This window comes from Pseudoalteromonas sp. SG41-2 (genome assembly GCF_014164535.1).
Taxonomy (GTDB): domain Bacteria; phylum Pseudomonadota; class Gammaproteobacteria; order Enterobacterales; family Alteromonadaceae; genus Pseudoalteromonas; species Pseudoalteromonas rhizosphaerae.
In genome coordinates, this window is record NZ_JACJFK010000007.1 from 119,864 (window position 1) to 142,325 (window position 22,462).

17 protein-coding genes are annotated in these 22,462 nt (G+C 39.4%); 9 read left to right on the plus strand and 8 right to left on the minus strand.

Annotated features, from left to right (window positions below):
• Positions 1-98: 98 nt before the first annotated feature.
• Positions 99-401 (minus strand): hypothetical protein, encoded by a 303-nt coding sequence (locus H5186_RS07630; protein WP_182740900.1) that lies wholly within the window; start codon positions 399-401, stop codon positions 99-101.
• 2 nt (positions 402-403) lie between these two features.
• Positions 404-661: a DUF3081 family protein gene (locus H5186_RS07635; protein WP_149980149.1), complete on the minus strand. Its 258-nt coding sequence runs from the start codon at positions 659-661 to the stop codon at positions 404-406.
• Positions 662-823: 162 nt separating this feature from the next.
• On the opposite strand from H5186_RS07635, the gene H5186_RS07640 reads away from it, so the two are divergent.
• A complete protein-coding gene (locus tag H5186_RS07640) occupies positions 824-1,723 on the plus strand; it encodes a redoxin family protein (protein ID WP_182794293.1) in 900 nt (299 codons plus the stop codon).
• A 66-nt stretch (positions 1,724-1,789) separates the two neighbouring features.
• On the plus strand, positions 1,790-3,070 hold the full coding sequence (locus H5186_RS07645) for a flavohemoglobin expression-modulating QEGLA motif protein (protein ID WP_145235968.1): 1,281 nt from the start codon (positions 1,790-1,792) through the stop codon (positions 3,068-3,070).
• A gap of 147 nt (positions 3,071-3,217) precedes the next feature.
• On the opposite strand, the gene H5186_RS07650 is transcribed toward H5186_RS07645, so the two are convergent.
• Genes H5186_RS07650 through H5186_RS07665 form a run of 4 tightly spaced genes read right to left on the minus strand, consistent with a single transcriptional unit; the run spans position 3,218 to position 7,853 of the window.
• Positions 3,218-4,021 carry a DUF1338 domain-containing protein gene (locus H5186_RS07650; protein ID WP_149980151.1) on the minus strand — a complete coding sequence of 268 codons (804 nt, stop codon included), beginning with the start codon at positions 4,019-4,021 and terminating at the stop codon, positions 3,218-3,220.
• A 47-nt stretch (positions 4,022-4,068) separates the two neighbouring features.
• Positions 4,069-5,550: a succinylglutamate-semialdehyde dehydrogenase gene (gene astD, locus H5186_RS07655; RefSeq protein ID WP_182794294.1), complete on the minus strand. Its 1,482-nt coding sequence runs from the start codon at positions 5,548-5,550 to the stop codon at positions 4,069-4,071.
• A gap of 18 nt (positions 5,551-5,568) precedes the next feature.
• Positions 5,569-6,603: an arginine N-succinyltransferase gene (gene astA, locus H5186_RS07660; RefSeq protein ID WP_149980153.1), complete on the minus strand. Its 1,035-nt coding sequence runs from the start codon at positions 6,601-6,603 to the stop codon at positions 5,569-5,571.
• Between the two features lie 44 nt (positions 6,604-6,647).
• Complete coding sequence (locus H5186_RS07665; RefSeq protein ID WP_149980154.1) at positions 6,648-7,853, minus strand: aspartate aminotransferase family protein; 1,206 nt, start codon at positions 7,851-7,853, stop codon at positions 6,648-6,650.
• A 204-nt stretch (positions 7,854-8,057) separates the two neighbouring features.
• Here H5186_RS07665 and H5186_RS07670 point away from each other — a divergent pair, with 204 nt between their 5' ends.
• Positions 8,058-8,486 (plus strand): Lrp/AsnC family transcriptional regulator, encoded by a 429-nt coding sequence (locus tag H5186_RS07670; protein ID WP_145235943.1) that lies wholly within the window; start codon positions 8,058-8,060, stop codon positions 8,484-8,486.
• Positions 8,487-8,752: 266 nt separating this feature from the next.
• On the plus strand, positions 8,753-9,778 hold the full coding sequence (locus H5186_RS07675) for a GGDEF domain-containing protein (protein WP_182794295.1): 1,026 nt from the start codon (positions 8,753-8,755) through the stop codon (positions 9,776-9,778).
• Here the strand turns inward: H5186_RS07675 and H5186_RS07680 are convergent.
• Positions 9,775-10,698, minus strand: coding sequence for a hypothetical protein (locus H5186_RS07680; protein WP_182718640.1), 924 nt, complete (start codon positions 10,696-10,698; stop codon positions 9,775-9,777). The genes H5186_RS07675 and H5186_RS07680 overlap by 4 nt on opposite strands.
• A gap of 91 nt (positions 10,699-10,789) precedes the next feature.
• Positions 10,790-12,703, minus strand: coding sequence for a bifunctional diguanylate cyclase/phosphodiesterase (locus H5186_RS07685; RefSeq protein ID WP_182740065.1), 1,914 nt, complete (start codon positions 12,701-12,703; stop codon positions 10,790-10,792).
• A gap of 650 nt (positions 12,704-13,353) precedes the next feature.
• Between H5186_RS07685 and H5186_RS07690 the strand changes: the two genes are divergently transcribed.
• The 5 genes from H5186_RS07690 to H5186_RS07710 are packed head-to-tail and all read left to right on the plus strand — an operon-like array spanning position 13,354 to position 22,449.
• A complete protein-coding gene (locus H5186_RS07690; protein WP_182718642.1) occupies positions 13,354-13,653 on the plus strand; it encodes an isoamylase early set domain-containing protein in 300 nt (99 codons plus the stop codon).
• A gap of 10 nt (positions 13,654-13,663) precedes the next feature.
• Positions 13,664-15,661 (plus strand): 4-alpha-glucanotransferase, encoded by a 1,998-nt coding sequence (gene malQ, locus H5186_RS07695; protein ID WP_182794296.1) that lies wholly within the window; start codon positions 13,664-13,666, stop codon positions 15,659-15,661.
• Entirely contained in the window at positions 15,662-17,890 is a 2,229-nt protein-coding gene (gene glgB / locus H5186_RS07700) for a 1,4-alpha-glucan branching protein GlgB (RefSeq protein WP_182718644.1), read from the plus strand.
• A complete protein-coding gene (glgX, locus tag H5186_RS07705; protein ID WP_182794297.1) occupies positions 17,874-19,934 on the plus strand; it encodes a glycogen debranching protein GlgX in 2,061 nt (686 codons plus the stop codon). The genes glgB and glgX overlap by 17 nt, the downstream gene beginning before the upstream one ends.
• On the plus strand, positions 19,924-22,449 hold the full coding sequence (locus tag H5186_RS07710; RefSeq protein ID WP_145235914.1) for a glycogen/starch/alpha-glucan phosphorylase: 2,526 nt from the start codon (positions 19,924-19,926) through the stop codon (positions 22,447-22,449). Before glgX ends, H5186_RS07710 begins: the two co-directional genes overlap by 11 nt.
• The last annotated feature ends 13 nt before the right edge of the window (positions 22,450-22,462 follow it).

Genomic DNA, 22,462 nt, shown 5'->3' on the forward strand with positions numbered 1-22,462 from the left:
CTTAAAATTGAAAAATTTCCGCAATCTATCATTTTTAAGCATGATTATCATTAATAAACGGTGGTTTACCAGATGGGTACGATAAACTGTTAATTAGGCTATAGAATTCCTTTGAATAGTAACGGATAGCGGCGTAATCGCTGGCCAATATAGTCATCCGCTAAGATTTGCTGGCAAATATCTTCAATATTATCAGAAGCTTCAAACACCCAGTCGAATCGTTCAATTGCAGTTAAAAATCCTCGCTTTAGGAACTGTTGTTGCCGATACTCTTCGAGATTACCTTTAATTATGGCAAGCTTACTTTCATCGTCGCGTAATTGTTGCACAACCTTGGCTATAAAATCTGTATGTTGGTTGTGCTTATTAGCTGGGCGAATTCGCGGTTTGCTGTTATACACAATTACACCTCATTGATTATATTTTCCAGCTTTTTAAGGAAGTCATCTTTATGCTTTTCATGTTCATAATCGAGATGATAGGTGTTATGAAAACCAAATCTAAGCAATACGCCACTGCCTTTAAGATAAATGGTATAACCATCAATATCTGAAAATGCGGTTAATCCTTTATAGTGTTTTCCTTCATTATTTATCTCACCATGTTGGATGATCTGCTCATAGACAGCTAATATTTGTTTTCCTTCGATGTCATTTTTCATCACTACTCCAAAAGTTGCTTTGATAATTAAATTGATACGAAACCTAACTCTATTTAGTTTATAGCATGTAATGATAAATGATCGAAAAGTTCACTGATGTCGCAAAATTACAATCAGCTAAGAAAGCGACCATGCTAAGGTGTATTTATTTTAGGGATAACAATGATGAAGTCTAAATATATTAAGCTGTTGTGGGTCTTTTTGTACTTTTCAAGCAGTCAACATTTGTTAGCAAATGAGTCAAATTTGGTTTTAAAAAACCAACAGGGCGAACTGTTCGAGCTGAATAAAATCGTTGGCAAAAAGCCTGTGTATTTAAAATTTTGGGCAACGTGGTGTAAGCCTTGTATGGAGCAAATGCCACACTTTCAGCAGGCCTATGAACAGTATGGAGATACAATTGATACAATAGCGATTAACATTGATCTAAATGATGATCCTACTGCTGTTGCAGCTGTTAAAAAACAGTTTAATTTAACCATGCCTATCATGAGTGATCATACCGCAAAAGTTGCTCAGCATTATCAATTTATAGGCACTCCTTTTCATGTATTACTCGATAAAACGGGCAAAGTGATTTTTCAAGGCCATGAAGCAGATAAAGCACTTGATAATACACTGCGATTATTATCACATGACGGCATGGTGGCAAAGGCCCACTTGTTAGATGAAGGTAATAAGCAAGCTGCGACTGCTTTAGTTATTCCAGAGCATGGCTTAAAGGCAATATTATATACGGCAACGTGGTGTGATTGGTATTTAGCTGATACTCGCCCGAAGATGGCAACAAACTGTGCCGCAGCTCAAAAGCAAATCAATCTATTAACCAATCAGGGAATTGATACTGAAGCTAGGGTTAGCCAATTATGGACAGATCAAGCCGCTGTTGATGAATATATCGAAAAATTTAAAGTCATACATCCGGTGTACATTGATCACGGTAATGATTTATTTATTGATAATAAAATCAGTAGTGTGCCTACCTTGGTCATTTATAAAAATGGACTCATGGTCAATCGTATCAGCGATTTTTCTAGCCCTGTGAATTTGCAAAGTAAGTAATAATTTGCTTTGAAAATGAGCAAATCTAGCCTATCCTCTAGGCTCATTCATCAGTGAGCTTAAAGCATGATAGATAAGGCGTTATTACTTAAAACTCGCGAGTTATCAGATCGATTAATCGCCCTACAAACCCCTATCCGTATCTTAGATGCGATAAATTGGGATAAAAGCATAAAAGAAGAGTTTTTTAGACAAAAATGTCAAAAAAATCCACTGGTTGATAAAGCCTATTATCAGCAACGGGATCTAGGTTTTGTACCTAGCGAGCTACGCCAAGCATTTTCTGATCTAAACCGTAATATCATTAGCCAGCTTGGGCAACTCAATCCTATCGCTCAATATATGAGTAAAATGTGCAGCGAGTACAAAACAGTATTGAGTATGCTTGAATACCGTGGCACTGCTGAATTTCATGATTTATCTGTAGAGTTGTTTGGTCATCCAAAAGATTTATTTCATGCCGGTGAGCCATCGTTATCAGAGCTTGCAAATATGCTTGAGTTACCGCTCAAAAATCTATTGGCGGCCGATATTTTACCAGATGATCCTAAAAATATAGATGCTGATGAAGCCGTTCGAATTCTTGCTGAACAAGTACGTTTAAGCATGCCAGGTATCGATGTTGAAGTGGTTATTAGTGATGGGATCGTCAGTGATGCAGCTGCTGGTGCTAATAATATTAAGCTAAATCAAGACGTAAAGTTTTCTCAACGTGAGCTTGATATTTTAGAAGTACATGAGGGCTGGATCCACGTCGGTACAACCCAAAATGGTTTAGCTCAGCCATACTTAACCTGTTTAAGTAAAGGCACGCCAAGTTCAACAGTGACACAAGAAGGGCTGGCGGTACTAACCGAAATCATCACCCTTAAATCAACCCCTCGTCGTTTAGCGAAGTTAGTAAATCGTATTCAAGCGGTGACCAAGGTAATTGATGGGGCTGAGTTTGTTGATATATATCGTGATTATGTTGCTCAAGGCTTGAGTAAAGATGAGAGCTATACATTGGCCCAGCGAGTATTTCGTGGCAGTACCGCAACAGGCTTGCCATTTACTAAAGATATCGCTTATATCAAAGGGTTTGTATTGGTTTACAATTTAATTCGGGTTGCGATACAACTTGGTCGCATCGATCAATTACCTTTGCTGTTAGTGGGTAAAATCTCGATTGATGACTTTAGACTAATATCACAATTACATGATTTAGGTGTAATTGAAGACCCTAAGTTTGTTCCACCACATTTTAAAGATTTACGCGGTTTAGCAACGTGGCTTAGTTTTGGCCGTTTTATTGGTGATTTGTCATTTGAACAGTTAGAAAACGACTATAAACCACTATTTATATAGTGACTCATAATCCTAGTATAAAAACAATAAAAACGCAGTTGTAATGAACAACTGCGTTTTTTCTATCGTACAGCTAAGTACTTTATTAAATCAGCCAGTAAGTACCCAGCTGTAAACACATGCACTTATGATCTGAATCTAGATTTATTAACGTGCATTGGTGCTTTCAAAGATTTTATCGGCCGATGCAGCAACGAAACCGGTATATAGTTCACCATCAGGTTTCGCATAACGCAGGGCAAACTCATAAAAACAACTAGGTACGCTCATCGTCGTGTCACTAAACTCTACGGCAAAGTCATCGGCAAGGGTTGATGATTGCTCAAGTAATACCTCAGGTGAGCCTTTTACTTCCCCGCCTGAAATATTAAGGGCAAAACCGGCATCTTTAAGCGCTTGGTTAACGTCTTCAATTTTATCAAATTTGGCAAGTTCATTAATGTTCACGGTGAAATGATTAGCACGGTAACCCCATGCTGACATCCACGCTGCATATTCGCTTTCAGCGAGTAACTGTTTATAAGTTTCAGAGCTTACTTGCCAATGGGTGCCTGAGTATAAGAAGTTTTCTGCGGTTACGGCATCTGCATCTATGCTGGCAACCAGCTCATTAACGATGGCTTGCAGTTGCTCAGAACATTGCTCTACAAGTAATTCAGAAATAAATACTTTTGGTTGCTTTGGATCGCTATGCTCATAATGTTTAGCATACAATTTTTTAGCTTCAAAATGATATTCACCACATTCTTTATAACCGACGGCTAAGAAATGGGCGGCTAACTTTTCCAGACCAATTTTTTCATGATTGAAAGTGCGTAGTGCAATATGGTCGTTGATCACATCATCTTGTTGTGTCGAGCCTAATAGCTCATGAACTTTTACAGCTGACGGTGTTACCGCTAGGTAGTTTTGCCATAAGTTGTCAAAAAGGGCATTTACATCTGTGTGCATTTTTAATTCCTTAATTTAATTTCTGCAGCCGTTAAGCTGCAGACTGATTATTCAATAATTAAGCCCGGCGCAAGGGTACTTGGTAAACTAACGCTTGGTGCTTCAACAGAGGCTACTGGGTATGAGCAGTAATCTGCGGCGTAATAGGCGCTCGCTCTGTGGTTACCACTGGCACCAATACCACCAAATGGCGCGGCACTTGATGCACCGGTAATTGGGCGATTCCAGTTAACAATACCGGCGCGAATATGTTTTAAGAAGTGCTCATAATCTTCACTTGAGTCACTTAAAAGCCCAGCCGATAAACCAAATGAGGTATTGTTCGCTTCCACAATTGCACTGTCAAAGTCGCTATAGCGATAAATTTTAATTAATGGGCCAAAGTGTTCTTCATCTGCGATGCTGGCCACATTTGTTACATCGATAATACCAGGGCTTACAAAACCGGTGCCTGGTTTTAAGTGTTTTAGTTCAACTAAAGGTTCAGCTCCCATATCAATCAATTGTTGCTGAGCGGCGACCATTCCAAGCGCGGCTTTTTCGCTGATCATAGCCCCCATGAAAGGTTGTTCTTTGCTAAAGCTGTCTGCAACTTTTATACTTTTAGTTGCGGTGATCAGCTTTTCTAAAATAGCATTACCATTAGCTGTATTTGCAATAAATACCCGACGGGCGCACGTACAGCGCTGACCAGAAGTTATAAAGCCGGATTGGATAATATCATGCACGGCAGCATTTACGTCAGCCACATCTTTAACTATGAGCGGGTTATTCCCCCCCATTTCTAGCGCTAAAATTTTACCTGGATGTCCAGCAAACTGCTTATGTAATAAATGACCTGTGTTTGAGCTGCCAGTAAAAAACAAGCCATCGGTATCTTGGTGGCTAGCAAGTGCAATACCGGTGTCAACTTCACCTTGAATAAGGTTGATCACCCCAGCTGGCAGGCCTGCTTTTAACCATAACTCAAGTGTGTATTGAGCAACAAGTGGGGTTAGCTCAGATGGTTTAAATACGACGGTATTACCCGCTAAAATTGCCGGTACTATATGACCATTAGGGAGGTGGCCTGGGAAATTATAAGGGCCAAAAATAGCCACTACACCATGCGGCTTATGACGAATAAAAGCTTTAGCGCCGGGCATTGGATTTTCAGTAGTGCCTGTTCGTTCATTATGAGCTTTTATTGAGATCGCCACTTTGCCTGTCATAGCACCCACTTCGGTGCGTGTTTCCCATAGTGGTTTACCTGTTTCGCGGGCAATGATAGTCGCAAACTCTTCTCTATTTTCTTTTAGCTGGCTGACAAAACGCTCAAGAACCGCAATACGCTCTGTAATTGGGGTATTTGCCCATGTAATGTGTGCCTGACGAGCTGATTTAATCGCTGCGTCTACTTGTTCTTTACTTGCCGCTTTACCTTGCCAAACAATATCACCGTTACTTGGGTTTATTGAACTGAAATCATGACCTAAGCCAGTTTGCCATTGGTTATTGATTAGTTGGCTGTTGTGCGTATTAACGCTCATAGAAACTCCTACAGAGGTTTACAGACGGAAAAACCGCGCTGCATCTCCTTGTTTTAATTTAAGTGCTTTTGCAACTTCACTACTAATAATCAAGGTATGTTTAGCATGATTATAATGTGCATGTTTTGTGAAAGTGGCTCTGAAGTCATTCACGCCTTGATTACAAATAGCTAAGGTGTCGGAACTTTGTTGATTAATATGATCAAGTTCACCTATGGTAATAGGGCATACTTGAGATTCACGGATGCTACGTATATTGCCAAGTTTGGCTTCAACTGTTGGCCCAGCATCAAATAAATCAACGTAACCTCGATGCTCAAAACCTTCTTTTTCAAGCAATTTTAGTGCAGGTTTAGTGTGCTCGTGTACTTTACCAATTACAGCTTGCGCTTTTTTGCTTAACAGGTTGGCGTAAATAGGGTACTTGGGCATTAATTCACTAATAAATACTTTATCGCCTAAGCCGACTAAATGATCGGCTAGTGGGAATTCAATACTGAAAAAATGTTCTTCAAGCCATTGCCAAAATGGAGAATGGCCGTTTTCGTCACTAACGCCACGCATTTCTGCAATGATGGTATCGGCAAAACGCTCACTGTGTTGAGCCATAAACAAAAAGCGTGAACGCGATAAGAAACGTCCTGTTAGCCCTTTGCGGCTATCTTCACGTAAAAACAGTGTGCATATCTCTGAGCAGCCGGTGTAATCATTACACATACTGAGAATATCAACGGTGTTATATACGTTAAGAGTGCGAGAATGATGAACCGTTTTACCTAAATGATAGTGATACAAAGGAACGTTCATACCGACCGCCGCTTCAATCGCGGTAGTGCCGACTACTTGACCTGTTTCACTGTCTTCTAATACAAATAGGTAGCCCTCGTCTTGAGGCTTATTAATGTTTTTTGCAAAGCTCCTTTCTGCTCGTTCAATTTTCTCTAGCAACAAGGCATCATCAACAGGTAATGATGTAAAACCATGGCCTGACTCTATTGCTATTTGTTTTAGTGAGTCAAAATCATTTGCGGTTATAGGACGTAATACTTGCATTTAAAAGTGCTCCATTAACGCCCTAAACAGGGCGTTAAATTAGGTTAACCGTTTACAACGTCTGCTACGGCTTTTTCAAAGCGCGCTAGACCTTCTTTAATGTCCTCAAGTGGGATCACCAGTGAAGGCGTAAAACGAATAACATCAGTACCAGCAACTAAGCTCATTAGTCCTTGTTGAGTACTTGCTACCAAGAAGTCGCGAGCGCGCCCTTCAAACTTGCTGTTTAGTACGGCGCCTAATAATAGACCTTTACCGCGTACTTCACTAAATACGTCGTATTTTGCGTTGATCGCTGCAAAACCATCACGGAAAAGCTGTTCACGCTGTTTAACGCCGCTTAGCACTTGTTCGGTATTCACGGTATCAAATGCCGCTTCTGCCACTGCACACGCTAACGGGTTACCGCCATAGGTTGAACCATGCGTGCCCACTTTAAGATGTGCTGCAATATCAGTCGTGGTGATCATCGCACCAATAGGGAAACCGCCACCTAACGCTTTTGCTGTTGTTAAAATATCTGGTGTCACGCCTAATTCTTGGTATGCGTATAGTGAGCCTGTACGGCCTACACCCGTTTGTACTTCATCAAAAATAAGCAATGCATTGTGTTTATCACACAAAGCACGCACACCTTTGATAAATTCATTATTTGCAGAGATAATGCCGCCTTCACCTTGCAGAGGTTCCATCATTACGGCACAGGTTTTATCGCTGATCAGTGCTTCAAAAGCTGCTAAATCATTGTAGTCACAATGATCAATTGCGGCTGGTTTAGGACCAAAACCGTCAGAATATGCGGTTTGGCCACCCACAGTTACGGTAAAAAAGGTACGACCATGAAAGCCTTTGTTAAATGCGATTATTTGGCTTTTATCAGCACCATGTACATCCAATGCGAAACGACGCGCGAGTTTTAGTGCTGCTTCATTTGCTTCTGCGCCTGAGTTTGCAAAGTAAACTTTGTCTGCAAATGTTGCGTCGGTGATTTTTTTAGCTAATCGAAGTGCTGGCTCATTAGTCATCACATTGGATAAGTGCCAGATTTTTTCGCTTTGCTCTTTTAACGCATTAACAAGGGCTGGGTGACAGTGGCCTAAACAGTTGACCGCAATACCGCCAGCAAAGTCAATATATTCTTTATCGTTTTGATCCCAAACACGAGAACCTTGGCCACGCACCGGAATAACCTCTGATGGGTTATAGTTAGGGACCATTACGTCGTTGAATAATTCTCTTGTTACTTGCATTTGTTACACCTAATTCTGGCTTAATATGAAAAAAACAAATTGCATTTGATGGGTTAATCAAGCCGTTATTACCCTGCAATAATGTGCTTTAATGATTTTTCTTATTTACTACCGCTATTATCTGAGTTCAAAGCTTAAATTTGCAGTGCTATTTTGTGAAAAATGATTAAAATAAAACACAAAATGACGAGGTTAATAATCAATATGATAACTATACAAGACGAAAAGCTACTTTCTATACTTCGCACGAATGCCAGAGCGAGTATTTCTGATCTTGCCAGGGCACTTAACTTATCGCGCTCAACGGTGCAAAGTAGGATGTTAAAGCTAGAAGAAACTGGAGTAATAAAGGGCTACAGTGTTGACTATGGCGATGCGTACTTAAGTGCCATGGTATCGGCCCATGTATCAATTAAGGTAAAGCAAAAACTAACCACTAAAACTAACCTTGAACTCAAGCAGATTGATGCTATTTCACAATTGTATGCTATCAGTGGTGAGTTTGATTTGATAGCCGTTGTACAAGCACAAAATTTAGAAAAACTCAGCCATTTACTCGATGACATTGGTAACTTAGATGGGGTTGAACGTACGACTTCCTCTGTTATTTTAGAAACAAAGTTTAAACGCTAAGTTGACCACAAATACAGAATGTCATACTTTATATATATTATTTTTTGCTGTGTAGCGTATTGAGGTTAAATTATTTCCTATCTTTACGACTAAACAAAACAGTATTTACGCACTACACTTACTACTAGCGCTGGGTTTTTTACTCGTTAATGTAATTATGCTCCCTAATTTTATTGGCGTTTTTATTTGGTTTATATTTTCTAGAACTTATGTTCGGGTTATTAATCATAATTAAGAATCTTCAGTTATTTGAATATAGGATCCCTATGGAAGAAAACTTATTAAATTCTGTTATTAAAATAACTAAAAACCGTGATGTAGATTCATTAGAATATAGCTTGATCTCGACGATCCAAGAATTTGTTGGTTGTACAGAAATTGTAGTTTATAAGGATTTAGACGTACACACTGATTTAACGATTGAGCGCAGCATATCGTTAAAAGTAATTAATGGTAATCAGTTTGAATGGGCACAACGTAAAGTAGTCGATTCACCAGAGCCAGAACTGTTGTCATGTTTGCGCTCAGCATGCATTATTACTGTACAATCAGCGGATGGCATTGAGAAGCGTTGGTTACCAATTTCTTTGCAAGATAAGCCGATAGGCGCTATTGCGGTTGTATGTAAAGATTTAAAAAGTGCGGATCAAGTGTTGCTTAATGCCTTTTGCCGTATCTATGAAAATTATTTATTTATCTTGCATGAAAATGAACGGGATCAACTCACAGGTCTGTTAAATAGACAAACATTTGATAAAAAAATAAAGCAGCTAATTGAAAAGCAAGTAATAAAACAGCATAAAACAGCAAAAATGGATAACAATCGCAAGCGTAGGCTCAGCTCAACATCTTGGCTGGCAATGCTTGATATTGATCACTTTAAAAAAATAAACGACAGCTTTGGTCATGTTTGTGGTGATGAAGTTTTATTGCTGCTTGCACAAAAAATGCGCCACTTTCTACGCTCAACCGATTTGATTTTTCGCTTTGGTGGAGAGGAATTTGTGCTCGTGTTTGAACCCACCAATTTTGAGTCGATTGAAAAGAAAATGAATGAGTTTATGGAGATGATCAGAGATACTCATTTTCCATTTGTTGAAAATATGACCGTTAGTATTGGCATGTGTCGCATCAGCCCTTACGACTTTCCTATTAATGTGTTAGAAAATGCGGACAAGGCACTTTATTACGCAAAGGAAAATGGTCGCAATAGGCTGTGTTTTTATGAACAGTTAATGGAGAACAACTTGATTGACTCAAATGATAAAAGCACGGATATAGATTTATTTTAATCTGACGCCTTTGGTATTTTCTTAATGATAGTTTTTGTTACTTCATCAAGTTTAATGACATAAGCGTTACCGCCAATTCCTTTAAATTCTTCATCGGTAAATACAATGGTATTTTCATCATAGAAAGTAATCGCTTCTTTTTGAGTCACAATCCCCAAATCTATTCGTGATACGTCCCCTGAGAAAAACTTATCACCAGTAAAGTTTTCAAATAACCAAATGCTTGTTGAATCTAATAATACTAACTTTGTACGATCGGGGCTCAGTGCTGCAGAGGTTATCCAGCAAAGCTTTTCCATTGTTGTACAGGTTTTAAATGAATCTATTAACTGCGCATCAAAATTAGCTGCATGATCGCCAACTTTATAAACATTAGTAATGCCATCAAACGGCTCAGTACGGTTTTTAGTAAACAAATATAAGTGACGGCCAAAGGCAACAAATGCTTCTAGATCAAAGTTTCGCTTATCTGGTGTGATAGGGCTACCGTCAAGTTCTGGATAAGTAAACTTGATAATTTCAGCTTCGGTGGTATCAGTTTTGATGTCGATGGGATTTTCTATTTTATAAATAGTGAGCCACTTACGTTCTTGTTTATTATTACCAAAGTCACCTAAAAAGAAGTGCCCAAAGTCATTCTGAGTCATATCTTCCCAATCAATGTTTTTCGCATTAGTAACAAGGACCTCTTTGGCGATAGAGCCATCTTCGTTGAGGCGATAAAGTTTTGGATCATCACCGCTGTCATTTATTGCCCACAAGCGCTTGAATTTATCAAATTCGATCCCCGATATTTCTTTGAGTTTAGGATCAACACTGAGTTTCTTTTTGCTGTATAAGGTATAAATTGAAATGCTGGTAAGTACAATACTCACCAAAATGATGATTGAGATTAATGAATAAATACTTTTTTTAAGCATGGAGGAAGTAGAATCTGATACTAAGTTATTGAGTATTATTATCTATTTTAAGGTGAATTTCCATGCCAATAAGACTATAAATGAATAATCGTTAAGTTTCGAGGCTCCATACGCCAGTGCCTGTCGCCGCGATATGATTAACATTTCCTTGTAGTACTTTGCTGCCAACATTCACAGATGACTGCGGACGACTGACCAAATACCCTTGCACGCAGCTAATACCCATACGCTTCACTAATTCAAACTGGGCGATTTCTTCCACCCCTTCAGCAACGATTTTAAGGCCGAGCTTCGAGCCTAACTCACTGATTGAATTTAATATTTCATTATACTTCGGGTTTTCATTAGCTTGGGCTATGAATAATCTATCAATTTTGATCACATCAATAGGTAGATCAGCTAAGGTGCTTAAAGAACTAAAACCGGTACCAAAGTCATCAATTGCGATAGTGACGCCTTCTTTTCGTAATTTTTCTAATTCATTAATAATAGTGTGACTTGCGGTGATCAATGTTGATTCGGTGATCTCTAACATCAAAGAAGTAGGCGGGAGACCCGTTTTTGCGAGTTTTTTCATTACCCATTCGTGAATAGGGCGATGTTTGAGTTGAATGCCTGAGACATTAACTGAGATTTTAACTTTGCGCATACCAGCATTATGCCAAGCTGCCATTTGTCGACATGACTCTAGCATTATCCAATCACCAAGCTCTAATATAAGGTTTGATTCTTCGGCAATCGGAATAAACTCTACTGGAGAAATAGCCCCTTCAACAGGATGATCCCAGCGCACTAATGCTTCGAAGTAATCGATGGCGCAATCTTCAACATGCACAATAGGCTGAAATGATAAATGAAAATTATGACACGCAATCGCTAAACGCAGCTCTTCGAGTAAGTAGTGGTAGCGACGCATTTTATTGCCCATTTCTGGCGAATAGACTTTAAAAATACCACGTCCATCGGTTTTAGCACGATACATAGCCACATCCGCCATTTGCAACAAAGCATGGGGAGTTGATGCACTCTCAGGATAAACCGCAATACCGACACTGGCACTGATCTTAATTAGTTTATTGCCTAGTACAAAGTCTCGCTCTATTTCGTTTAATACATGCTGTGCAACATCCAAACTTTTAGAACTGGAATCAATGTTATTAATAAAAATAGAGAATTCATCGCCCCCTAAACGTGCTAGATTTTGCTCTAGCAGACTGGTGGGATTGATATCATTAAGCTTGTGATGGCGTAATACGCTTGCGAGGCGTTCGGCTACTTGAATCAATACTTCATCACCAAAACTGTGACCAAAAGAGTCATTTACTTGCTTAAAACCATCTAAATCAATAAATAACAAGGCACAGTGAATGTTTGTGAGTTCAGCACCACTGAGTTGACGGTCTAAGTGCTCAATATAAGCGTGACGGTCAATTAACAAGGTCAATTTATCTTGGCAAATACTGGTTTGAGTTTCACGAGCATAATTGGCTACATGGCTGGTTAAGGCATTAATTGCTTGGCTTAAGCGGGTAACTTCTGTTGCATGCTCAAGCTCAGGAAGTTGAATGTTAAATGACTCGATTACTTTTTTTGTTTGTGTATTAAGTTGTTCTATTAATTGTTTTTCGCGTTTAATGTTTAATTGCTTACCAAAATACCACGTTAAAAATAAACCTATTAAAATCAATAAAATAAAGTTTATGGGTGACAAAATAGTGGCATTGAGCATTGATGACACTTGGGCAGTAATAAATTGTGCGTCTGTTGCTTTAATAAGTAAATAATCCGTACCATCTTTGCGAACAATATAATGGCCATTTAATATAGGATTATACCAAGAGGGCATCGTTAGTTGGGTGGTAGCAGTATCAAAAGCGCGAGTGGCAATACTAGATTGTTGCGGGTTAATGGTATTGACTTGCTTGGTCAATAAAATATTCATGCCGTAGCAAAAAATAAACATAGCAATAAAGGCAATACTGAGTAAGCGAAAAAATTTAGTCATTCCATTAAACCATTTTATCCCAATTATATGAGTTTTTTATTAGGTATTACATAATTTTATCAGTATATAGTTTGTCAGAGTCACTGACAAAACATTTCTTTTACAATAGTCTTGTAAAAGCAACCCTTTTCCTGTTAAGTGTTATTTTATCGATGTTTGCCGAACTTTTACTCAATTTAATCATTAAATAAATTCACTTTACCAGCGGTTATTTGTTAACTACTTTAAAGGTCATAATTCAGACCGTGATTAAACTTGGTTTAGTTCTTGCTCTCATTTAATTGGTGATAATGAGGTGAGTGTTTTGTGTTTTATTTGCACATATTTGGTGCGATATTTTTTTAATTGCACTGTCATAAAGCATAAATATAACTTTGTTTAACTAGGGTGTGTTTATTTTTCGAGGTTACTTTTACTGCAGTATGTTTGATTGTTAGGCAAATCAGAGCACATAGTAGTGTTTTATCTACATAGATTGTGCGATAACGTAGCATAACGACCAAGCGCAGTCTGAAAGTTGAACAAATTTCAAGCTTGAAAAGTTACACGCCCTAATAAAAATACATTTTACAGCCCTGCGTATGTTGAGTAGTTGAACGCACTTCTGTGGCAAGGATTAATTGACCTTAAGGTTTAGTTTGGAGCCCACTATGTTAAGTAAACGATTTTTTAAAACTAAAAATGAAGCTGAAGTTACATTTGAATTTCAGCATCCTCAGGCTGAGCAAGTTCAGTTAGTTGGTGAATTTACTGATTGGCAACCTGTTACTATGAAGTTTAATAAAAAAGAGCAATGTTTTAAGTTAAAACAGCGCTTACCGAACGATCAACAGTTTCATTTTCGATATTTAGTTAATGGTACTATTTGGGATAATGATCACCATGCTGATGGATACATAGCAAACAGCTTTGGTACAGAAAATAGTATAGTCAATACACAACGTATTTAAGGCGCGGTAAATGGAGTCTCTTTCACAGCTTTTTTATCTACATGGTATTGGCTATGAATACACCAAATATACCGGTGAACACGTGGTTTTTAGCGATGCAACCCGCAGTGCGGCACTCAGTTGTTGTGGTGTTGATGTTACAGATCACGCTCAAATAGCGCATTTAAATATCAGCTTAGATGCCAATAAGTGGCTGCAACTAGTACCAGAGTGTAGTTTGGTATGTGCTGAACAACCAGCCGTTAAAGTGCGTATTGATAGGCGTATGCTAGGGCAACAATGTACCGTATCATTTGCACAGCTTGATTTGCCCAGCATTACTCACCAATTAGCTGATTTGCAATGCAGTGGCGATTATTTATTTAACGATGTCACTTATTTAGAGCTTATTTTTCCGCTTCCATTATTGCCAATTGGTTATCATGATGCGCATATTAGCGTTGCAGGTTTAACGGCGACAACTCAACTGTGGGTGACACCTAAGTATAGTTTCCAAGTGACAGATAAAAAGCAAAGCGGGCTTTCAATTCAACTTTATAGTTTAAAAAATAATGCAGCACTAGGGATAGGCGATTTTGCCGATTTATTATCGCTGACCGAGCAAGCAGCAAGTCATAAACTGGATTATATTTTACTCAATCCACTGCATTTATTATTTTCCGAGCAACCAGAGCGAGCAAGTCCCTACAGTCCAAATAATCGCGCGTTATTAAACCCACTCTATATATCAATTGATTTATGCGATGACAGCATTAATAACCCCGATATCACTGCGTATTTACAAAGCAGCTATGCGAGTGACTTTAAAAAGCGGACTCTGCAGTCGCAGTATATTAATTACAGTGCAGTGAGTGAATTCAAATACGCAGCCTTTAACTTGCTATACCAGCATTTTTGTATGCATGGGAGTGAGCACCGCAAACAACACTTCAGCGATTTTTGTCAACAGCATGGTTCGACACTTGCGACCTTAAAAGTTACTGACAGCGACTTTGCTTACTACTTGCAATGGCTAGCATATGTGCAATTAAAATTATGCCAAACTACCGCCCGAGAGCAGGGAATGAGTATTGGTTTGATCAATGATTTAGCGGTGGGTTGCGCCGGTGATGGCAGCGAGTTTCTCAATCAACAATCGTTGTTTACCGATTCTGCTTATGTAGGTGCACCGCCTGATCCATGGGCAGAGCATGGCCAGAACTGGGGATTGCCAGCATTGAATCCGATTAAGCTCAGCGATAATAATTTTAGCTACTACCGAGAATTGATCCGTGCCAATATGGAAAACGTTGGTGGCTTACGTATTGACCATGTTATGGCTATCCGCCGTTTATGGTGGTGTTTTGAGCATCAACAGCAACAAGATGGTTGCTATGTGTATTATCCATTTGAGCATTTATTAGCGGTACTGACAATAGAATCCCATTTGAATCAATGTATTGTCATTGGTGAAGATCTTGGGGTTGTTCCACCAGAGGTGAAAGCTGCACTTGCAGATAAAGCAATATTTTCAAATAGCTTATTCTATTTTGAAAAAGATTATCAAGGTGAATTTTTAGCGGCTCAGTCATTTGCGCCACAATCATTGTTAATGGTTGCAAACCATGATGTACCGCCTTTCTTTGGTTGGTGGCAGGGGCTTGATCTTACTTTGAAATTAAAATATCAATTAATTGATGAACAACAGTTAACTCAACTGCATGCAGACCGAGAAATTGAAAAACAACGACTACTGCGTTTTCTGTCAGGATGTGCAGAGCACTCCTTGTTTGTGGACAGTACAGCAAGTGATGTTTATCAGGCGCTGACCTTAGGCTTGGCCGCTGCACCAGCGCGGTTATTTACTATTCAGCTCGATGATTTAGATGAGCAAACATTACCTGTAAACATTCCTGGAACGGATCAAGAATACCCTAATTGGCGTCGGGTATTAACGCATTCAAGTGAACAAATATTAACTCGTCACAGTGCATTTCTCAGTGCTATTAATTCCATAAGGACTAATTAAATGAACAGTATTGTTCGTAAAACCGCAAAGTCACAGCACTATGATCAACAAGTTAATGCTTTAAAGCGCGGCTGTTTTAAAGATCCGTTTAGTTTTTTAGGCGTACATGCAATTACTGACACGCACAGTGAAATACGCTGTTATATGCCCGGGGCAACAAAATTAACGATTAAACTGCCTCAGCAAATGATTGTTAGCATACGCTATGGTGATTCAGATTTATTTATAGCACAGCTTAGTAATCAAGATATTTCAGCTTATCAGCTAGTGGTAGATTACAGCGATTGTCAGGTTATTTGTGAAGATGTGTATAGTTTTGATAGCAGCCTAGATGATAGTGCAATGTACTTATTTAATGAAGGCACATTAGAGCATGCATATCGCCATCTTGGTGCCCACTTTATTGATTTTAAAGGTGTTGCAGGTGTGCGTTTTAGTGTTTGGGCACCTAATGCTAGCAGTGTTTCAGTTATTGGCGAATTTAATCACTGGCAGCAAAGCCAACACTTTATGCGTTTTAACCCTGCGTCTGGAGTCTGGGATTTATTTATTCCAGAGCTCAGTGAAGGTCAGTGTTATAAGTTCTCTATAACAACTCTCAGTGGCGAAGTGCTCGAAAAGGCTGATCCATTTGCATTTAAAATGCAGCAAGCACCAGGCACTGCTTCAGTACTTCAAACTCGGCCCACAGCAATTAAACTAACTGATAAAATGCAACGTCAGCGTGTTAAACGCAACGCGATTGATGCACCTATCTCTATTTATGAAGTGCATTTAGGTTCTTGGCAGCGAGAAGAGGGAGATCGTTATTTAACTTATCAAGAATTAGCACAGCGGTTAATTAATTATGTCACTGAGCAAGGCTTTACGCATATCCAACTTATGCCGATCAGTGAATTTCCATTTGATGGTTCTTGGGGGTATCAGCCAGTTGGCTTATTTGCACCAACGAGTCGGTTTGGCGGTTTGGATGATTTTCGTTATTTTGTAGAGCAATGCCACCAAGCTAACATTGGTTTACTCATTGATTGGGTTCCAGGCCACTTCCCAAGTGATCCGCATGGCTTGCATCGTTTTGATGGCACACATTTATTTGAACATGCCGATGTGCGTCAAGGTTTCCATCCAGATTGGAATACCTATATCTACAACTATGATCGCCCAGAGGTCCGCAGCTTTTTAGTTGCTAATGCAATGTATTGGTTAGAAGAATTTGCCATTGATGGATTACGTGTCGATGCTGTTGCCTCAATGCTATACCTTGATTACAGTCGTGAAGATGGACAGTGGATCCCGAATAAGTTTGGCGGACGTGAGAATCTTGGTGCTATTGAGTGTTTAAAACAAGTTAACTTACGTTGTTATGCTAATAACCCCGGCATTATGATGGTAGCTGAAGAGTCAACGGCATGGCCTGGTGTTACCCGTCAGGTGAATCATGATGGCTTAGGGTTTGGTTACAAGTGGAATATGGGCTGGATGAACGACAGCCTTCACTATATGCAACGCGATCCTTTATATCGCCAACATCATCATCACGAATTAACTTTTTCGATGGTGTATGCCTATAGTGAAAATTATATTTTACCTTTAAGCCATGATGAAGTGGTGCACGGTAAAGGCTCATTAATTGAAAAAATGCCTGGTGATGATTGGCAAAAATTTGCAAATTTACGCGCGTATTATGCATTTATGTGGGCGCATCCAGGCAAAAAATTACTGTTCATGGGCGGTGAGATTGCCCAGCGTAGCGAGTGGAATCATGATCAATCAATTGATTGGCATTTACTTGAGCATCTATCGCATCAAGGTGTACAACGAACTATCGCGCAGCTCAATAAAGTATATCGCGATGTTCCAGCTTTACATCAGCTAGATACTGATCCGTCAGGTTTTAGCTGGATCGATAATCAAAATGCTCAACAAAGTATTTTTAGTTTTATTCGCTTTGCTAAGAAAGCCAGTAATTACGTGGTTGTGGTAAGTAACCTCACACCAACGGTTTATCATGATTATTGTATTGGTGTACCAAGCTCAGGTGAATTTGAAGTCATTTTAAATACCGATGACGAACAGCTATTTGGCTCTGGAGTACAAGTGTGTGGGCAATCAGCTAAAACAACCAGTACAGCAACTCCATGCCACGGGCATCAACATAGCATTAAACTCTCACTGCCAGCGCTTGCGACGGTTTATTTAAGAAGGGTGGCTGATGAGTTTATCGATTGAATTAAATAAAGGGCAAACTTTTCCGCTGGGAGCCAGTGTATTAACAAACGGTGTAAATTTTGCTGTTTATGCGCCATTGGTTAAACAGTTGTATGTGTGTTTATTTGATGCCAGTGGTCATACCGAAGTTTTAAAGTTAGCAATGAATAATAATGAAGGGGGGATATGGAGTTTACATATAACCCCACTGGCTATGGGCACTTTATATGGTTATCGCGCAGAAGGTGAATATCAACCTAAAAAAGGATTGTTTTTTAATAGCCAAAAATTGTTAATTGACCCCTATGCAAAAGATTTATTTGGTGAGTTTACCTGGAGTGAACGCCACTATGGGCAAATGCCTAAAGGTACTTTGAGTACGGTAAACAACGCCATTGATATCCCTAAATCTAAAGTCACACAGCTGCAGCCTTATCAAGGTAAAAAACCGAGCCATAGTTGGGGAGAAACGGTTATTTATGAATGTCACGTTAAAGGCGCCACAGCACGACATCCCTCTATTCCAAGTCAGCTACAAGGTACCTATTTGGGCTTGAGCCATCCCAGTTTTATAGAGCATTTACGTACACTTGGCGTAACCACTTTAGAATTGTTACCGGTACATAGCTTTATTAGCGAACAGTTTTTAACCGCCAAAGGCCTGCAAAACTACTGGGGTTACAATACATTAAATTTTTTTACACCAAATAAAGATTACTTAGTAACTGATGAAATTGGTGAATTTCAACAAATGGTTACTAAACTTCATCAAGCGGGTATTGAAGTGATTTTAGATGTGGTTTACAACCACACCGCAGAGGCTGGTAGCGACGGTCCTTTGTTATCTTGGCGCGGCCTAAATAACCCAGGTTATTACCGTAGTGTTAACGATAACCCTGAAGTTTATATCAATGACACTGGGTGTGGTAATACCTTAAATATAGACGACCCATTTAGCTTGAAAATGGTACTCGATAGCTTACGTTATTGGGTAGAAATAATGGGTGTTGATGGTTTTAGGTTTGATTTAGCAACTATTCTTGGACGGACGCCGCATGGCTTTAGCCAAACCCATAGTTTTTTACAAGCAATCAATCAAGATCCAGTGTTAAGCCAAGTGAAATTAATTGCTGAGCCTTGGGACATAGGCCCTGGTGGTTATCAATTGGGAGCATTTCCTGCGCCTTGGCGTGAGTGGAATGATAAATACCGTGATGTTGTTAGGCGCTTTTGGCAAGGGCAGCACAATATGCTGGCTGATCTTGCAAAACGTTTACATGGCTCTTTTGATTTGTTTGATCATAATCACCGTGGGCCATTAAATAGTATTAATTTTATAACCAGTCATGATGGCTTTACTTTAACCGATTTAGTGAGTTACGAACAAAAGCATAACGAAGCAAATGGTGAACAAAACCGCGATGGGCACAGTGCTAATTATTCGTTTAATTGCGGTGTTGAAGGCTTTACTGATGATTTAAAAGTTACCTCCATGCGGTTACAACAACAAAAAAACTTTTTACTTACCTTACTACTTTCCAAAGGGGTGCCTATGCTGTCATCAGGCAGTGAAATGGGGCACTCGCAAGGAGGGAATAACAATGCTTATTGTCAAAATAACCGCACTAGTTGGCTGGCATGGAAAGACTCGCAGCGTAGCCACAGCCTCATTCGTTTTATTGACGATGTATTGACCTTACGAAAGCAACACTGTGTGTTTAAACACAGTGTATTTTTACACGATAGCGATAAGCGATTTAGTGTTGATTGGTATACCGAGCAAAGCCAAGCCATGCAAGAAAGTGACTGGCATGATGGTTCAAAACAGTTTTTGATGTATAGCTTAAAAGATACACAACTAAATACGGCATTACTCATTATTTTGAATGCCAGTAATGTGGCAGTTAAATGTCAATTACCTGCTAATCACGATTTATCGGTATGGCGTTTAGCGCTTAGCAGTGTTGATCAAGCAATGGTTAAAAATACAGAACAGTTTGAGGTTGCTGCACAAAGCAGTTGGGTTTTTACAGCCAATTTAGAGGACGAATGTAATGGCGAATAATGGTGAACAAATGTGTGTTGCTAAAGGTTGGCAAGATGCCCCTTTAATAGATGAAAGTACCCTTGAAGATGATTTATCACGCCATTTCTATTATACCCTTGGGCGCGATAAGGTCGGAAAGTCTCAACTGTATTTGTATAACGCACTAGCGTTGACAATTCGCGATCGATTAGTCGCTCGTTGTCGAGCAACAAAACAGCAAATGCACAGTGAAAAGCGTCGTAAAACGGCTTATATATCACTTGAGTTTTTAATGGGCCGAGCATTAGGTAATGCCATTTTAAATTTAGATTTAGAAGAGCAAGTCAAACTTGCACTTAATAATTATTGCGCTCACATTGAACATGTTGCGCAAGCAGAGCATGACGCTGGGTTAGGTAATGGTGGTTTAGGCCGCTTAGCTGCGTGTTTTCTAGATAGTTGTGCGAGTTTAGCATTACCTGTAACCGGTTATGGTATTCGTTATGAATACGGCATGTTTAACCAGTCAATCGAAAATGGCCATCAAATAGAGCAGCCTGATAATTGGTTACGTGAAGGGCATCCATGGGAGCTGAGCGCACCAGAGCAAGCCAAGCGTGTTAAGTTTTTTGGCCATGTTGAAAGTTATACTGATAAGAACGGACGCATTCATCGACAATGGTTAGACACTGAAGATGTATTAGCTGTCCCTTATGATGTGCCGATCCCTGGCTATAAAAATGACATAGTTAACACCCTCAGACTCTGGAAATCAGAAGCCACTGATGAGTTTGATTTAGGTGAGTTTAACGCCGGTAGTTACTCAGAAGCCGTCGCGCATAAAAACCTTGCCGAACAAATCACCATGGTACTTTATCCTAATGACAGCAGCGAAAATGGTAAAGAGCTACGTTTAAGGCAGCAATACTTTTTATCGTCGGCGAGCTTACAAGATATTGTTGGTCTATGGGTATCACAGCATGGTGAAAAGTTTAGTGATTTTGCTGATTTTCATGTTTTTCAACTTAATGACACCCACCCAAGTATTGCTGTTGCAGAGTTAATGCGATTGCTGATTGATGATTATGACTTGGATTGGGATGCTGCATGGCAGATCACCACAAAAACCATGGCGTATACCAATCATACGTTACTTCCAGAAGCGCTCGAAAAGTGGTCTGTGTCATTATTTGCGCGTTTATTACCGCGTATTCTTGAAATAATTTATGAAATAAATGCACGTTTTCTTGCTCAAGTTGCGTTGGCGTGGCCGGGGGATGTTGCAAAACAACAAGCGTTGTCTTTAATTGAAGAAGGCTCAGATCCACAAGTAAGAATGGCGTATTTAGCCATTGTTGGCAGTTTTTCAGTTAATGGCGTAGCAGCATTGCACACAGAATTACTTAAAGAAGGTTTGTTTAAAACTTTTTATGAATTGTGGCCTGAAAAATTCAACAATAAAACTAATGGTGTAACGCCAAGGCGGTGGATAGCTCATTGTAACCCTAAACTAACCCAGTTGATTGGTGAAAAAATTGGTCAAGATTGGGTGAGGGATTTTGCGCAAATTAGCCAGCTGCGTCGCTATTATGATGATGTTAAATTCCATAAACAATGGCAAAGCGTCAAACTTGAAAACAAACAACGGCTAGTTGATTTAGTCAAAGCACGTTGTGGTGTTGAATTTGATACTAGCATGCTATTTGATGTGCAAGTTAAACGAATTCATGAGTATAAGCGCCAATTACTGAATGTATTACACATTATTCACCTATATGACCGTATTCGTCGTGGCGATACCGCCAATTTAGTGCCACGCTGTGTATTACTAGGAGGCAAAGCAGCACCGGGGTATTACATGGCTAAGCGCATTATTAAGCTAATTAATAATGTTGCAGATGTGATCAACAAAGATCCACTTGCTCAGCCTTATTTACGGGTGGCATTTTTACCAAATTATAATGTTACAGCAATGGAAACTATTTGCCCCGCAACAGACTTGTCTGAACAAATTTCAACCGCAGGTAAAGAAGCATCTGGTACTGGTAATATGAAGTTTATGATGAATGGTGCGCTGACAATTGGCACTTTAGATGGTGCTAATATAGAAATTCGCGATGCAGTAGGGGCTGATAACTTCTTCTTATTCGGTGCACAAGCTGAGCAAATTGAAGGAATAAAACAAAGCTATAACCCATTACATATTATTCATAATACACCTGACTTACTGAATGTTATGCAATTACTTGAAAGTGGGCACTTTAATTTATTCGAACCTGGTTTATTTGACGACATTATTGGTGCAATCAAAAGTCCTCATGATCCTTGGTTGGTTGCCCACGATTTTGATAGTTTTGTACAAGCTCAAAAAGCTGTTGAACACGCTTATCAAGATCAACAGCATTGGACGCAAATGAGTATTTTAAATACTGCGGCCAGTGGTACTTTTTCAAGTGATAGAACGATCAGCCAATACAGTGATGATATTTGGCATTTGGAAGCATTAACAACATCTAGTTCGGCCGACACAGCCGTAAGCAACAGCAAAGATTAATACGGAGATAAAT

Bases quoted from the DNA above. Each gene is read 5' to 3' on its own strand.
- H5186_RS07635 (WP_149980149.1), bottom strand. From the start codon at position 661: ATGAAAAATGACATCGAAGGAAAACAAATATTAGCTGTCTATGAGCAG.
- H5186_RS07640 (WP_182794293.1), top strand. From the start codon at position 824: ATGATGAAGTCTAAATATATTAAGCTGTTGTGGGTCTTTTTGTACTTT.
- H5186_RS07645 (WP_145235968.1), top strand. From the start codon at position 1,790: ATGATAGATAAGGCGTTATTACTTAAAACTCGCGAGTTATCAGATCGA.
- H5186_RS07650 (WP_149980151.1), bottom strand. From the start codon at position 4,021: ATGCACACAGATGTAAATGCCCTTTTTGACAACTTATGGCAAAACTAC.
- astD (WP_182794294.1), bottom strand. From the start codon at position 5,550: ATGAGCGTTAATACGCACAACAGCCAACTAATCAATAACCAATGGCAA.
- astA (WP_149980153.1), bottom strand. From the start codon at position 6,603: ATGCAAGTATTACGTCCTATAACCGCAAATGATTTTGACTCACTAAAA.
- H5186_RS07665 (WP_149980154.1), bottom strand. From the start codon at position 7,853: ATGCAAGTAACAAGAGAATTATTCAACGACGTAATGGTCCCTAACTAT.
- H5186_RS07670 (WP_145235943.1), top strand. From the start codon at position 8,058: ATGATAACTATACAAGACGAAAAGCTACTTTCTATACTTCGCACGAAT.
- H5186_RS07675 (WP_182794295.1), top strand. From the start codon at position 8,753: ATGGAAGAAAACTTATTAAATTCTGTTATTAAAATAACTAAAAACCGT.
- H5186_RS07680 (WP_182718640.1), bottom strand. From the start codon at position 10,698: ATGCTTAAAAAAAGTATTTATTCATTAATCTCAATCATCATTTTGGTG.
- H5186_RS07685 (WP_182740065.1), bottom strand. From the start codon at position 12,703: ATGACTAAATTTTTTCGCTTACTCAGTATTGCCTTTATTGCTATGTTT.
- H5186_RS07690 (WP_182718642.1), top strand. From the start codon at position 13,354: ATGTTAAGTAAACGATTTTTTAAAACTAAAAATGAAGCTGAAGTTACA.
- malQ (WP_182794296.1), top strand. From the start codon at position 13,664: ATGGAGTCTCTTTCACAGCTTTTTTATCTACATGGTATTGGCTATGAA.
- glgB (WP_182718644.1), top strand. From the start codon at position 15,662: ATGAACAGTATTGTTCGTAAAACCGCAAAGTCACAGCACTATGATCAA.
- glgX (WP_182794297.1), top strand. From the start codon at position 17,874: ATGAGTTTATCGATTGAATTAAATAAAGGGCAAACTTTTCCGCTGGGA.
- H5186_RS07710 (WP_145235914.1), top strand. From the start codon at position 19,924: ATGGCGAATAATGGTGAACAAATGTGTGTTGCTAAAGGTTGGCAAGAT.